This is a genomic window from Vibrio sp. SALL6 (genome assembly GCF_002002385.1).
Taxonomy (GTDB): Bacteria; Pseudomonadota; Gammaproteobacteria; order Enterobacterales; family Vibrionaceae; genus Vibrio; species Vibrio parahaemolyticus.
Map to the genome: position 1 here is coordinate 39,105 of NZ_MQVK01000018.1, position 12,713 is coordinate 51,817.

Genomic DNA, 12,713 nt, shown 5'->3' on the forward strand with positions numbered 1-12,713 from the left:
TGATGATGAACGAATTATTCGATGCAAAAGAGTCTTTATCTCCCGCTGAGAGAGAAGAATCGTTGTTTCAACGTCTGCCGACACTGATTGAAAATGCAAAAGCGAACAGCGAGCACTACGGCAACATTTTTGCTGATATCGACGCCTCAATCGCAAGTAACCGTGAAGGGCTTGCCCAGTTTCCGATCACTCGCAAATTCAATGTCCCAAGCCAGCAGCAACTCAAGCCGCCGTTTGGTGGCTTAAATAGCGTTGCGATTGGCCAGATGGCGCGTGTGTTTCAATCTCCGGGACCGTTGTATGAGGCTCAAACGGATGAATCGGACTTCTGGCGTATGGGACGAGCGTTTTATGCCGCAGGATTTCGCCGTGGAGATTTAGTCCACAACACGCTTTCTTATCATTTCTCTCCGGGTGGATTCATTATGGATGGCGGTGCTAGAGCGTGTGGTTGCGCGGTATTTCCGGCTGGGGTAGGTAATACCGAAGCGCAGATTGAAGCGATCAAACAGCTTCAGCCGACGGGTTACACGGGAACGCCATCTTATTTGTTGACGTTGTTACAGAAATACCAAGAGCAATACGGCGAGTTACCTAGCTTTACCAAAGCGTTGGTTTCTGGTGAAGCCGTCACCGCAGACATGCAACAAGCGTTTACGGACAAAGGGATTACTGTATTTCAAGCCTACGCGAGTGCCGAGCTTGGTTTGATTGCGTATCAAGTTGCTGGCGAGCAAGGCTTAGTGATTGCCGAAGATATTATTGTTGAAATCGTTGATCCCGACGGTATGCCAGTCCCGCTGGGTGAGGTCGGAGAGGTGGTCGTTACCTCGCTTGATGACAAGTTTCCGCTGATTCGCTACGCAACGGGAGATTTATCGGCTTATTTAGACTCAGGCTCAGATTCGGCACGCACAAATGCGCGAATAAAGGGTTGGATGGGGCGTGCGGACTCGGCGGTGAAAGTCAAAGGGCTGTTTGTTTATCCGCATCAGATCCAAGAAGTCTGCCGTCGCCACGATATTAAAGGCTCCTTGAAAATTGAGCGCGATGGCTTCAACGATGCCATCACATTCTGTTGTCATGATGTACATGTATCGGCAGAGGACATTCAAGCGACACTTCAATCCGTCACCAAGCTCAAAGGCAATGTTCAGTTTGTCGCAAACGATGCGGATCAGCCCTTGATCAATGATTTGCGCAGTTAGATGAATAATAAGAACAGCTACGTCATTAACAACGTTAAACATCAACACTAGGCATTTAATGCTAGGCTATCAACGAAAAAGGGATACCGAGATTCATCGCGTATCCCTTTCTTTTTTTGAGTGCATGCTTTTGTTGAATGTGTGCATGTAAGCGAGAACAAGAACGATGAAAAGCAAAGATTTACCAATCATCAATGAACAATTTTGGGATGCGCTGTTTTTTAACGGCACGATGCCTTGGGATCGTAACCAAACGCCAAACGAGCTGAAGCACTACTTAAAGCGCATCGCTGACAAGACTCACTCGGTGTTTATCCCCGGCTGCGGCGCAGCTTATGAAGTATCGCATTTTGTCGATTGCGGACATGACGTTATCGCGATGGATTACAGCGCAGAAGCCGTCAACCTTGCGAAATCTCAGCTTGGTCAATATCAAGATAAAGTGATGTTGGGTGATGTGTTTGGAGCCGAGTTGTCACAGTCGTTTGATGTGATTTACGAGCGCGCCTTTTTAGCCGCACTGCCGAGAGAGATGTGGGATGAGTATTTTGCAATGATCGAACGTTTGCTACCAAGTAATGGCTTGCTGGTGGGGTATTTTGTTATCAGCGACGACTACCGATCGCGTTTTCCTCCTTTTTGTTTACGCAGCGGAGAGATTGAACAAAAGCTAGCGGCCAACTTCCACCTAATCGAAAGCGCACCCGTTACCGACAGCGTTGATGTCTTCAAAGGCAAAGAACAGTGGATGGTGTGGCAGAAGAAATGAGGCCATGGTAATTCAATCTGACATTGTTGGTGATCTTTAGTTGTCCAATTACCTATTAGTAGTTTAGCAGTTGACTCATTTTTGGATTAGATATGGAGACATAGATGATACCGAATAGACACCTTGCTATCCTCGAACTCCATTGCCTAGACTTTAATCTGATTACCCATGCTAAACGAAGGTATTCTTCATGAAAATAATGTCTAAATGTAATGTGTTCGTTATCTCTTTATTCACTTTGGGGCTTTTAGGCTGCGCAAGCACGAAAGACAATATGGTGGCCAAAGGGTTTCCTGTTCAATATGCAGAGGGTTTTGATGACGGGTGTCACAGTGGATACAAAGCGGCTGGAAGCTTGTTTGATGAATTTAAGAAAGACATTTCCCGATTTAACTCTGATAAAAAGTATGCTCAAGGTTGGTCTGATGGATTCAGACAGTGTGAGAGTGAACAGGAAGCAATTGAGCGTCAAACCCGAATAACAATAGAGCAGCAAAAACTGATTGAACAACGCAAAGCCAATGAACGCTCAGAGACATATCTTCTTGAAAAACATGCATTAGAAGGAGTCGATACAAGCGGACTTGAGAGTTTAACCCCCAAGTAGCGGTGGAGTATTGTGATTGTGAGTCGATGTACTTTCCATACATTTAGTATTTCGCAAAACGACGTAAATGTATGGAATGGGCCGCAGTCGCTTACTATAACTGGCGGTCGCGCTGAACTTCACTTTGTCCAAGGACAGGTTGAATCTCGTGTAATCAAATATCAAATATCAAATAGCGATAGCTGCTGACGTTTGGTTACCCCCCATAATAGGTAGAAAGGTATTCCAGAATGGCTTCTCGGTCGTCGCCTGATAAATCTTCCATTCCTTGCTCCTCAATCATCCAGTCGAGGGTTTCATCCCATCTTTGGCGGCTTAGTCCTTGTTGTGTGACCATGTGTAACGAATGACAGGCTGAGCAGACTGCAGCGACGAGCTCCATATTCTCTCCCGGCGTTAATATCCCATCACCTGGCGATTTAACCTCCAATCCTGATGACGTCATATTCCAATTGGGTGGTGTCGGGTTTTTCGTTGCAAGCCATGCAATGATAGCCGCGCGCGCACCGGGATCTGTTACGCCAGGGAAGACCATGTTGGTTCCTGGCGCGAAGTCATTCGGAGCGGATAAAAATGCGTCCAACTTTTCAGCGTCCCACTTTCCTTGATGTTGTCTAATTCCGTCGCTGTAATTGAAGCCCTCAAAACTGGCGATATTGCGCTCCGCTAGCCCCCATAAGGGCGGGCCAACCACCGTTACGCCATTCGGCTCAAATTGATGGCAGGCTTTACAAACCATAGCTTGCTGCTCGCCTGCTGCTACCAACTCGTCGTTACTCGCAAGGACAGGGTCGCTCAACAAAGCCAAAAGGGTGAAAGCGAGCGGGAGTACCCGCTCTGATGGTTGTTTTGTTCTCACCGTGTCATGTCCCCTAAGTGCTCACCATTCTGCTACTGACCCTTTAACTTCGTACAATCAATGCGATGCGGTGGAAAGTGTTGTTGAGGTAACCTTTCGGATTCCATGCGATGGCAAAAGGCTGGCTGACGCCTTGATCGTCAGTTGCTTTCGCCCACACTTCGTAGTAACCCGCTTGAGGGAACTTCACCTTAGCATTGAACGTTTGCCAAGCACCGTCATTGGCAGGAGCTGCGAGGTCGGCATCCATCCATGTTGCGCCAAAATCAATCGAAATCTGCACTTTGGTCACTTTTTGGTCGCCAGACCAAGCGTGTCCGCGAATGGCGATTTCATTGCCATTGACTTCTGTGTTGGTTTGCGGAGAGGTGATGAGTGATTTTACTGGCATGCGCTCTATGATCTCGAAATCCTCTTTCGCCACGTTTTCTCCCGGGGCGACAGGTCGGTTAGGGACTCGGTAGGAAGTGCCTGTCATCTTTGGCCCATCGTGTATTTGATCGCGAATTTGAATGCGAGTGAGCCATTTTTGCGAACAAGAACCCGGCCAACCTGGAACTACTAAACGCAATGGCGCGCCATTCATAGGGTGAAGCGCTTCGCCGTTTTGGGCAAAGGCGATGAGATTTTCACTGCTCATGGCTTTAGCGATGGGGACGCCACGAGAAATTGGTAACTTGCCTTCTTTGCCTGAAAGATGCTTGTCGGCACCATAGTGCGCGGTGTAAACGGCTCCGTCTTTTACGCCTGCGGCTTTGAGCACGTCAGCCAAGCGAACGCCTGTCCAACTAGAGCAAGCCACAGCGCCGTAAGTCCATTGATTACCGGATGCTTTGGGATCAAAGAAAGCACGGCCGTTACCGCCACATTCAACGACCAGTTGTTGTTCTACGACATCGAAGTTCTTTTTGAGATCGGCAATCGACAGCGACATTGGTTTGTCGACCAATCCATCAATGGTCAACGTCCAAGTTTCAGGGTTCACGTCTGCTGGTGGAATACCGTTGTTGCGAATGAAATGGCGTCGAGTTGGAGTTACGTCGTCATTCAACAAATGGGGTGGGGTTTCTGCATTCATCGGTCTGTCGTTGAGGACCGTTAAACCGTCTTTGCCTTCGATCATGACGTCATCAAGACCCTCTGCAAAAGCTGCGGGGATGATGCCAGCCGGCATATTACGGTGAAATGGGATAAATCCACCAAGCGCGGCGGCCATGGTCGCTAAACCAGCGCCTTTTAGAAAACCGCGCCTGTCTGGGTAGCTGACTCGTCCAAAGACTTTCTCATCCGCAGATTTGGGATTGTTTTCATAATATTTATAGATCCCTTGCGGTTTGTTTTTCTCGTTCTCACTCATGATGTGTTCCTTTGTCGGCACACGCCCAAGAACTGCTACGTCATTCTCGTCCCTTAGTTCGTATCGCCGATCTCTACAGTTGCCTTACTAAAGGGTTTACATCAATAAAAGTAGACGACTATTTATAGTCTTAACAACATCGGTAAGAAACTAGACTGCTTGCTTTGCAAAGGTTATCCATAGTGTGGTTACATAACTTGTGGTCACAGGAAAGGATAATCTTCGGTAAAAATAATGAATATGAAAGAGTTTTCTAGCGCAGTTGGGTTGTCGTCATACACGCTTCGATACTATGAAAAAATTGGCTTACTGAAACATGTCCACCGAAATAGCAGTGGGCACCGTGTCTACACCCATCGAGATATTGATTGGGTCAACTTCATCAAGCGGCTGAAAGAGACGGGAATGCCGTTAGAAGAGATTCAAGAATATGCTTCATTGAGGGAGATAGGCTCGCAAACGACTGCTGACAGACAAAAGCTTTTGGAAGTTCATCGAGATAATTTAATCGAACATATCCGACAACAAAATGAGCATCTGAAACGATTAGAAGAAAAAATAGATCTGTATAAAAGCGGAAAAGTACGTTGACTTAGAGTTCACTCTAACTTGTAAGGTGTGCGGGTATTCACTCAAAGGAGCACACAAAATGGAAAATACGCGATTTCAAACAGGGTTAGAGCAGTTATCAAAAATCGATGGGGAGGCTGGCCAAAAAGTTATCGAAAGCCTGAACGACATTTGCCCTGATTTAGCAAAGTTCACGATTGAGTACCCGTTTGGCGACATCTACACCCGTGAAGGGCTAGATCTAAAATCGCGAGAGATCGCTACGGTGTCCGCATTGACGGCGATGGGGAACTGTACTCCACAGCTTAAAGTGCATTTACACGCTGCGCTAAATGTTGGTTGCACGGAAGAAGAAATCAAAGAAGTGATCATACAAATGTCTGTTTACGCAGGATTTCCAGCTGCATTAAATGGCATGTTTGCCTTTAAAGAAGTACTCTCGGAAAGGCAGGTTTAGCTGCCTGCAAGCAACATTGAAAGTGAGCGTTAGGAATCTCTAACGCTTTTATTCTTATATTTTTTAACGCGTTATTAAACCGCAAGGATGGTGGATGATTAAAGCGCAGATATATGATGTATTTTGTGATGAGTTGGCTCAAGGTAACCCTTGTGGCGTTGTCGAACTAAATCACTGGCTGAGTGATTCTGAGTTACTTCAAATCACTCATCAGGTCGCTCAACCTGTCACATCATTTGTGGTTAAGTCTGGCAGTGACTACCACATTCGTTGGTTTACTCTAGCAGGGGAAATCAACTTATGCGGACATGGGAGTTTAGGCGCAGGAGCCGCGCTCATTTCTAAATATCATCAGAATGAGGTCATTCTTCAAAGTTCGCATGGTCATATTACGGTTTCTGAACTGGATGGAATGTACAGGATTGTGATGCCAAGTTGGCAAGCCAAGCCTCATGCCATCCCCTTGGATATTTCAGGCTTCTCCAATTGCCCCGTAGATGCTTTTACAACGCGTGATTTGGTTGTTGTTCTCGAATCCGAAGATAATGTTGTTCGCTATCATCCTAACTTTGATGAGCTGATTAAAATTGATGAGTTTCATGCTGTCATCGTGACGGCTCAAAGTTCTGATAGTGGCTATGTGCTGCGTTACTTTGCACCTAAAATCGGTATTTCAGAAGATCTTGCCACAGGTTCGGCTCAGTGCTCATTAGCGCCTTATTGGTTTGAAAAGCTGGGCAAAGAAAAATTGACGGCTCGTCAGCTATCTCGTGCTGGTGGTTATTTTGAAGTGGCTCGTGGTTCAGAATCTACTATCGTATTGTCTGCACGCGTAAAAAGTCGGACTTGAATGTAAACGCCTCTAGCTCTGACCAAGAACCGGAGGCGGTCGATTTTTTGATTGTCCTATAAGTGCCGAGCTAAGATTTTAACCCTGCAGCGGTCATCATGACTCGAAACAGCATTGATACGAACCCCAGAGCGAGCACACTGGCCGCCCAGATCCCAACCATCCAAGCCCATTGGCGACACCAATTTTTGATTTTCATACTCACTCCTTATCAACTCGTTAATGGTACGCTTCGCCTTCTTTCACTTTTCCGGAGAAGACGTAGTAACTCCAAAAGGTGTAAGCCAGAATGATCGGGATGATGATCACCGCTCCAACGAGCATAAAGCGCTGACTGCTTGCAGGAGCCGCTGCTTCCCATATCGATATGCTAGGAGGAATGATATTTGGCCAGATACTGATGCCAAGCCCAGCGAATCCGAGAATCACGATCACCAATGCCATCACGAAAGGGCTGCGCTCTTTTCGCTTTTTTACGGAGTCGGCAATCTTCAAACAGACCAGCCCAGTGATGACAGGTACGGGCAGTAAGTAGAACAAATTGGGCAGAGAAAACCATCTTTCCGCAATGGCAGGGTAAGTAAGTGGGGTCCAAGCGCTCACAATGATTAATGCGGAGATCATCGCCAGTAGTGTTTTGTTAGTGAAGCGGTACATCGTGTTTTGCAGTTCACCTTCCGTCTTCATGATGAGCCATGTGCTACCAAGCAGCGCGTACGTTGCGACTAAACCCAAACCACAAAAGATGGGAAAAGGGCTGAGCCAGTCGAGTTGGCTACCTACGAAGACGCGGTTTTCCACCGCAAAGCCTTGAATTACCGCGCCAACAACGATGCCTTGGAAAAACGTGGTTAAAATCGAGCCGACCATAAAAGCTCGATCCCAGAACTTTAAGTGGTTTTCCAATGCTTTAAAGCGAAACTCAAACGCTACGCCACGAAAGATCAAAGCAATCAACATCAACGTCAAAGGGATGGTTAGCGCTTCAATAATTACCGCGTAAGCCATGGGAAAAGCGCCAAATAGAGATGCACCTCCAAGCACAATCCAAGTTTCGTTGCCGTCCCAAACAGGCGCGACACTGTTGACCATGACGTCTTTTTGTTTTTCATCCTTGATGAAGGGCATCAGTATTCCAATACCCAAATCGAAGCCATCCATGATGATGTACATCAAAGTGGCAAAAACGATGATCGCGAACCAAATCACGGATAAATCAAAATGCATATTCTTTACCTTCACTTTGTGACAAATTCTAAATGCGACCTGAAACGGTCGTCATGTCGTGCTCATCGTGTTCGATAGCATCGGGGCCTTTCTTGATTTGGTGGATCATGTAGTAATACCCAAAACCAAACACCAAGCTGTACACAACAAGGAAACACAGCAGGCTGATGCTCATTTGTAGGTCTCCGTGTGCAGAAACCGCGTCACGCGTTTTTTGTACGCCATACACCACCCAAGGTTGCCGACCAACCTCAGTCGTAAACCAGCCAGCGAGTATCGCGATAAGACCAGATGGCCCCATAAATAATGAAAACTTGAGGAACCAACGCGAGGTATAAAGCGTGTTCTTTTTTCGTAACCACATGCTGTAGAAGCTTTGAAAAATCATCAGAAGTCCTAGTCCGACCATGATTCGAAATGACCAAAAGACGATAGGTGAGTTCGGTCGTTCCTCTTTCGGGAAGTCTTTCAGCGCCGGGATTGGCTCAGTTAAACTGTGGCGTAGGATCAAACTTCCTAGAACAGGAATTTCTAAGGCATAGTCTGTGCGTTCTTGTTCCATGTTTGGGATGCCGAACAATATCAATGGGGTTGGTTTGCCATCGCTGTTATCCCAATGTCCTTCGATGGCGGCAATTTTGGCGGGCTGGTATTCCAAGGTGTTTAGCCCGTGCATATCGCCAATCACGGCTTGGAGTGGCGCAAGGAACACTAAGATCCCGAGCGACATCGAAAACATGGTTTTTACCGCAGTCGATTGATTGCCTCTCAATAAATGCCAAGCGGCTGACGCGCCTACAAAGAGTGCTGAACTGACAAAAGCTGCGACGCTCATGTGCGCCAAACGATAAGGAAATGAAGGATTGAAAACGATAGCAAACCAGTCGGTTGGCACCACACGTCCGTCGACAATTTCATAGCCTTGTGGCGTTTGCATCCAACTGTTGGAGGCGAGAATCCAGAACGTCGAAATGATCGTGCCTAACGCCACCATCGAGGTTGCAAAAAAGTGCAGCTTTTCGCCGACGCGACGCCAACCAAACAGCATCACGCCAAGAAATCCAGCTTCGAGAAAGAAAGCCGTTAACACTTCATAAGTCAGTAATGGGCCAGTGATAGAACCAGCGAAGTCGGAGAAACCACTCCAGTTGGTGCCGAATTGATAGGCCATGACAAGACCAGATACAACACCCATCCCAAAGTTAACTGCAAAAATTTTCGACCAGAAGTGATAGAGCTTTTGGTAATCGGGATTACGTGTTTTTAGCCATAAGCCTTCCAGCACGGCGAGATAGGTGGCCAAACCTATGGTGATAGCGGGGAAAATAATATGAAAGGATACCGTAAAGGCGAACTGTATCCGTGCAAGCATAAATGCGTCGAGGCCAAACATTAAACTTCCTTTGATCTTTTAAGTTTTATGAGAGAGCTATTTTAAAAGGAGCGGAATGAGGGAAGTAGGTACAGACAGTGACTATAAACCTATAACAGATTAAATATTGAAGTGTTATTATTTTGAATTCGGCTTTAGGGAAGGGGATTTGCGTTTGGCGAAGTATCAAGAGTTAGTGGAACAGCTTAAAATGCAGATAAAATCGGGGATATGGCATCCGGGTGACAAGCTGCCTTCTCTGCGTCGCCAATCTGAACACTCGGGTTTAAGTTTGATGACGGTATTGCACGCTTATCAAATTCTGGAATCTCAAGGTTGGGTCACCTCACTGCCGCGCTCTGGTTATCGAGTCGCTCCCAATATTAAGAGTTCAAATGAACCCCAAGCGCCAGCCGCGGTTTCGTGGACAGAGCAGGTAGACATCAATGAGTTTATCTTTGATGTGCTGCAGGCGAGTAAAAATCCATCCATGATCAATTTTGGCTTTGCCTATCCAGATCCAAGTTTGTACCCACGCTATCACGTGAATCGGGCGATGAGCGCAGCCGCTCGCAATATGCCGATTTCCACCACCTTTGATAACTTACCTCCGGGAAACGAACAATTACGCACCATCATCGCGAAGCGTTATGCTGCGAAAGGCATTGAAATTTCACCCGATGAAATTGTCATTACGGCAGGCGCGCTGGAGGCGTTAACGCTCAGTTTGCAAGCCTGTACAAGACCGGGAGATTGGGTAGTTGTGGAGTCGCCTGCATTCTATGGCGCTTTGCAATCCTTAGAGCGGTTAGGTTTGAAAGCGCTCTCAGTAAGAACAGACCCAGTCACGGGCATTGACCTAGACTCATTGGAACGAGCGCTGCAAACACACGATGTGAAAGCATGTTGGCTGATGTCGAACTTCCAAAATCCTCTGGGTTTTACGCTCTCCAACGAGAAAAAACAAAAGCTGATTGAGCTGACACAGCGATATAACGTGCCAGTGATTGAAGATGATGTGTACAGCGAACTGCATGCAGGGAATGACTCGGTCTACCCACTAAGAATGTTTGATGACACGGGCAATACCATGTTGTGCTCCTCGTTTTCAAAATCGTTAATCGCAGGGCTACGTATTGGTTGGGTTGCGGCGGGAAAGCGGGCGCTAGAGGTACAAAAGTTACAGCTAATGAGTACATTAGCGACGAGCGCACCAGTGCAAATGACATTGGTGCACTATTTAACAAGCCGCAATTACGAATCGCATTTGAAGCAGTTACGGAAAAAGCTGTTTGAACGTAAAAGTAAGATGACGGATCTGCTTAGTGAGCTGTTACCTGAAGAAGTCAAAGTGTTAAGCCAAAGCGGCGGGTACTTTATTTGGTTAGAGCTTCCCAAGCATATCGACGCCTTGCAGATATATCGAGAAGCGCTAAAAGATAATATCAGCATCGCACCGGGAAAGATGTTCAGCCTGACAGAACAATACGATCACTGTATTCGTCTTAACGCTTCTTTTGAGCTTAATGACAAATACGTCCATGCTCTCAATTTGCTTGCCAACATTATTCGCTGTCATTTGGCGAAATAGCGACTTTCTTCAGTTTTTGGTTTAATGGAGCGCGCCGGATTTCCAGCAACTCGATCGCCCGGCGCAACGTCTTTGGTTATGACAGAGCCAGCGCCGACGACGGCCTCATCGCCAATAGTCACGCCTGGCAGTATGATTGCGCCCCCACCAATCCAAACGTTATTACCGATTTTTACCGGTTTGGCGATCTCATCTCCGGCTAAGCGTCTTTGTGTATCGAGTGAATGAGCGGCTGTGTAAATTTGCACTCTAGGCCCAATCATGACGTTCGCGCCAATCTCAACCTGCCCATTGTCCAGAATAATGGCGTCCCAGTTGATGTAGGTGTTTTCCCCGATGGACAAGTGGCAACCGTAGGTAAGTTGAAGCGGTGGCTCTATACAGACGCTGTTTTCTAATTGGACGCCCATTTCCGCCAATAGTTGTCTACGGATATCTGGGTTTGGCTCGTGGTTAAATTGGAAGACAAGCTGCGCGGTTTTGGCGCGCATTAGCTTTAGTTCTTCATCCAGGCAATTATAGGTTTCTCCAGAGCGCATCCGAGTCAGTTCTGACATAACAATCATTCCATCAATATTACTTGCAATAAGGTGCATAATGATAAATGAGGGTGATTCGAAGTGAAAATTTGATGCTTAAAAATCAGAAAGTTATCACTGATTTGCCTTGCGTATTCAGTCGGTTGATTGGCTCGTTTAGTACACAAAGACGTACTCCTTAAATGGCTTAATCGTGTTGAAGCCAAAGCGGGAAACCACTCGAAGCGTTTTGCGTAGATTACAATATAGTTAATAAAAAGAACTTAATTGAGCCACTTGCGCTATCGATTGGGCTAAAAATATAAGACTTATGCGCTCTGGCTTGCTGGCAACGATGAATCAAGAGTGAGCACTTTATGTTCGAACGGGTCATTTCATTTTTAGAAACAACGCTGTTTACCTTTAACGAACAACCTATCACGTTGTGGGCGATATTGATGGTGCCGACATGGGTGATTGTCGCTTTATGGTTGTCCAAAATTTTAATCAAAACCGTTACGTCAAGAATGTCTTCATCCGGGAAAGATCCAAACGTCATTCATTTGGTTAAACGGATATTATTTGTCATCGCTCTCGCCATTATTTTTATGACCACACTTTCGATGATCAATGTGCCAATTACCGCGTTCGCCTTTCTGTCTGGTGCCATCGCTATCGGCTTCGGTTTTGGTGCACAAAACATCATTAACAACTTCATAAGTGGCTGGATTTTGATTGGTGAAAAGCCAATCCGAATTGGGGACTTTTTAGAGGTTGAGGGCGCCAAAGGCATTGTCGAGCAAATAAATACACGTTCAACTCGAATCAGGCGAACCGATGGCGTTCACATGCTCATTCCCAACAGTCAATTGATTGAGAACGTGGTGATCAACTGGACGTTATGCGACAGATTAGTTCGTGGCTCGGTTGTCGTCGGCGTCGCGTATGGGAGCGATGTCAAACAGGTTGCTGCCTTAATGGCGGAAGTGACTTCGCAGCAAGCGCAAGTTCTGAGTTCACCAGCTCCAGACGTGTTTTTTCAAGACTTTGGCGATAATGCTTTGATCTTCGAATCTTATTTTTGGATTAACTCAACGGTTGAGGGCGGGATTCGATCGGTCGCAAGTGCCATACGTTTTGAAATCTATGAAGCTTTCGAAAAGCACGGTATTGAAATCGCGTTTCCACAACGAGATGTGCACATTGATGGGGAAATCAAGTTGTCTAGGGAGAGAAACGGATAGGGCGATAAGCGGTGTTGGTGCCCTTATCTTGGCTTCGAGTAGTGATAGCGAGGCGGTCACAATATGGATTCACCTCGCTAGAAA

14 protein-coding genes are annotated in these 12,713 nt (G+C 46.5%); 8 read left to right on the forward strand and 6 right to left on the reverse strand.

Annotated elements, in window-relative coordinates:
• The first annotated feature begins 5 nt into the window (after positions 1 to 5).
• The 3 genes from BIW15_RS10190 (at position 6) to BIW15_RS10200 (ending at position 2,584) form a co-directional block, all read left to right on the forward strand.
• Entirely contained in the window at positions 6 to 1,208 is a 1,203-nt protein-coding gene (locus BIW15_RS10190) for a phenylacetate--CoA ligase family protein (RefSeq protein ID WP_077280937.1), read from the forward strand.
• A 166-nt stretch (positions 1,209 to 1,374) separates the two neighbouring features.
• On the forward strand, positions 1,375 to 1,977 hold the full coding sequence (locus BIW15_RS10195) for a methyltransferase domain-containing protein (protein ID WP_077280938.1): 603 nt from the start codon (positions 1,375 to 1,377) through the stop codon (positions 1,975 to 1,977).
• 190 nt (positions 1,978 to 2,167) lie between these two features.
• The gene (locus BIW15_RS10200; RefSeq protein ID WP_020838025.1) at positions 2,168 to 2,584 is read left to right on the forward strand and encodes a hypothetical protein; all 417 of its coding nucleotides are present in this window, start codon (positions 2,168 to 2,170) and stop codon (positions 2,582 to 2,584) included.
• 196 nt (positions 2,585 to 2,780) lie between these two features.
• On the opposite strand, the gene BIW15_RS10205 is transcribed toward BIW15_RS10200, so the two are convergent.
• Both BIW15_RS10205 and BIW15_RS10210 read right to left on the reverse strand, forming a co-directional pair.
• Complete coding sequence (locus BIW15_RS10205) at positions 2,781 to 3,443, reverse strand: c-type cytochrome (RefSeq protein ID WP_025790878.1); 663 nt, start codon at positions 3,441 to 3,443, stop codon at positions 2,781 to 2,783.
• Positions 3,444 to 3,486: 43 nt separating this feature from the next.
• Positions 3,487 to 4,800, reverse strand: a complete 1,314-nt coding sequence (locus BIW15_RS10210; protein WP_077280939.1) for a molybdopterin-dependent oxidoreductase — start codon at positions 4,798 to 4,800, stop codon at positions 3,487 to 3,489.
• Between the two features lie 234 nt (positions 4,801 to 5,034).
• Between BIW15_RS10210 and BIW15_RS10215 the strand changes: the two genes are divergently transcribed.
• From BIW15_RS10215 to BIW15_RS10225, 3 genes are all read left to right on the forward strand, one after another.
• Positions 5,035 to 5,391, forward strand: a complete 357-nt coding sequence (locus BIW15_RS10215) for a MerR family transcriptional regulator (RefSeq protein WP_024700743.1) — start codon at positions 5,035 to 5,037, stop codon at positions 5,389 to 5,391.
• Positions 5,392 to 5,449: 58 nt separating this feature from the next.
• A complete protein-coding gene (locus tag BIW15_RS10220; RefSeq protein WP_005463606.1) occupies positions 5,450 to 5,827 on the forward strand; it encodes a carboxymuconolactone decarboxylase family protein in 378 nt (125 codons plus the stop codon).
• A gap of 94 nt (positions 5,828 to 5,921) precedes the next feature.
• A complete protein-coding gene (locus BIW15_RS10225; protein ID WP_077280940.1) occupies positions 5,922 to 6,677 on the forward strand; it encodes a PhzF family phenazine biosynthesis protein in 756 nt (251 codons plus the stop codon).
• A gap of 70 nt (positions 6,678 to 6,747) precedes the next feature.
• On the opposite strand, the gene BIW15_RS10230 is transcribed toward BIW15_RS10225, so the two are convergent.
• From BIW15_RS10230 to BIW15_RS10240, 3 genes are read right to left on the reverse strand one after another with little or no spacing between them, the layout of a single operon-like run.
• On the reverse strand, positions 6,748 to 6,876 hold the full coding sequence (locus tag BIW15_RS10230; protein ID WP_015313385.1) for a DUF2474 domain-containing protein: 129 nt from the start codon (positions 6,874 to 6,876) through the stop codon (positions 6,748 to 6,750).
• Positions 6,877 to 6,896: 20 nt separating this feature from the next.
• Entirely contained in the window at positions 6,897 to 7,904 is a 1,008-nt protein-coding gene (gene cydB / locus BIW15_RS10235) for a cytochrome d ubiquinol oxidase subunit II (RefSeq protein WP_077280941.1), read from the reverse strand.
• A gap of 28 nt (positions 7,905 to 7,932) precedes the next feature.
• On the reverse strand, positions 7,933 to 9,297 hold the full coding sequence (locus BIW15_RS10240; protein ID WP_077280942.1) for a cytochrome ubiquinol oxidase subunit I: 1,365 nt from the start codon (positions 9,295 to 9,297) through the stop codon (positions 7,933 to 7,935).
• Positions 9,298 to 9,451: 154 nt separating this feature from the next.
• Between BIW15_RS10240 and BIW15_RS10245 the strand changes: the two genes are divergently transcribed.
• Positions 9,452 to 10,867 carry a PLP-dependent aminotransferase family protein gene (locus tag BIW15_RS10245; RefSeq protein WP_077280990.1) on the forward strand — a complete coding sequence of 472 codons (1,416 nt, stop codon included), beginning with the start codon at positions 9,452 to 9,454 and terminating at the stop codon, positions 10,865 to 10,867.
• On the opposite strand, the gene BIW15_RS10250 is transcribed toward BIW15_RS10245, so the two are convergent.
• Positions 10,852 to 11,424, reverse strand: coding sequence for a sugar O-acetyltransferase (locus BIW15_RS10250; protein WP_077280943.1), 573 nt, complete (start codon positions 11,422 to 11,424; stop codon positions 10,852 to 10,854). The genes BIW15_RS10245 and BIW15_RS10250 overlap by 16 nt on opposite strands.
• A 338-nt stretch (positions 11,425 to 11,762) precedes the next feature.
• Here BIW15_RS10250 and BIW15_RS10255 point away from each other — a divergent pair, with 338 nt between their 5' ends.
• A complete protein-coding gene (locus BIW15_RS10255; RefSeq protein ID WP_005463614.1) occupies positions 11,763 to 12,629 on the forward strand; it encodes a mechanosensitive ion channel family protein in 867 nt (288 codons plus the stop codon).
• The last annotated feature ends 84 nt before the right edge of the window (positions 12,630 to 12,713 follow it).

Bases quoted from the DNA above. Each gene is read 5' to 3' on its own strand.
- cydB (WP_077280941.1), bottom strand. From the start codon at position 7,904: ATGCATTTTGATTTATCCGTGATTTGGTTCGCGATCATCGTTTTTGCC.
- BIW15_RS10220 (WP_005463606.1), top strand. From the start codon at position 5,450: ATGGAAAATACGCGATTTCAAACAGGGTTAGAGCAGTTATCAAAAATC.
- BIW15_RS10200 (WP_020838025.1), top strand. From the start codon at position 2,168: ATGAAAATAATGTCTAAATGTAATGTGTTCGTTATCTCTTTATTCACT.
- BIW15_RS10255 (WP_005463614.1), top strand. From the start codon at position 11,763: ATGTTCGAACGGGTCATTTCATTTTTAGAAACAACGCTGTTTACCTTT.
- BIW15_RS10195 (WP_077280938.1), top strand. From the start codon at position 1,375: ATGAAAAGCAAAGATTTACCAATCATCAATGAACAATTTTGGGATGCG.
- BIW15_RS10240 (WP_077280942.1), bottom strand. From the start codon at position 9,297: ATGTTTGGCCTCGACGCATTTATGCTTGCACGGATACAGTTCGCCTTT.
- BIW15_RS10215 (WP_024700743.1), top strand. From the start codon at position 5,035: ATGAATATGAAAGAGTTTTCTAGCGCAGTTGGGTTGTCGTCATACACG.
- BIW15_RS10210 (WP_077280939.1), bottom strand. From the start codon at position 4,800: ATGAGTGAGAACGAGAAAAACAAACCGCAAGGGATCTATAAATATTAT.
- BIW15_RS10225 (WP_077280940.1), top strand. From the start codon at position 5,922: ATGATTAAAGCGCAGATATATGATGTATTTTGTGATGAGTTGGCTCAA.
- BIW15_RS10250 (WP_077280943.1), bottom strand. From the start codon at position 11,424: ATGTCAGAACTGACTCGGATGCGCTCTGGAGAAACCTATAATTGCCTG.
- BIW15_RS10190 (WP_077280937.1), top strand. From the start codon at position 6: ATGAACGAATTATTCGATGCAAAAGAGTCTTTATCTCCCGCTGAGAGA.
- BIW15_RS10230 (WP_015313385.1), bottom strand. From the start codon at position 6,876: ATGAAAATCAAAAATTGGTGTCGCCAATGGGCTTGGATGGTTGGGATC.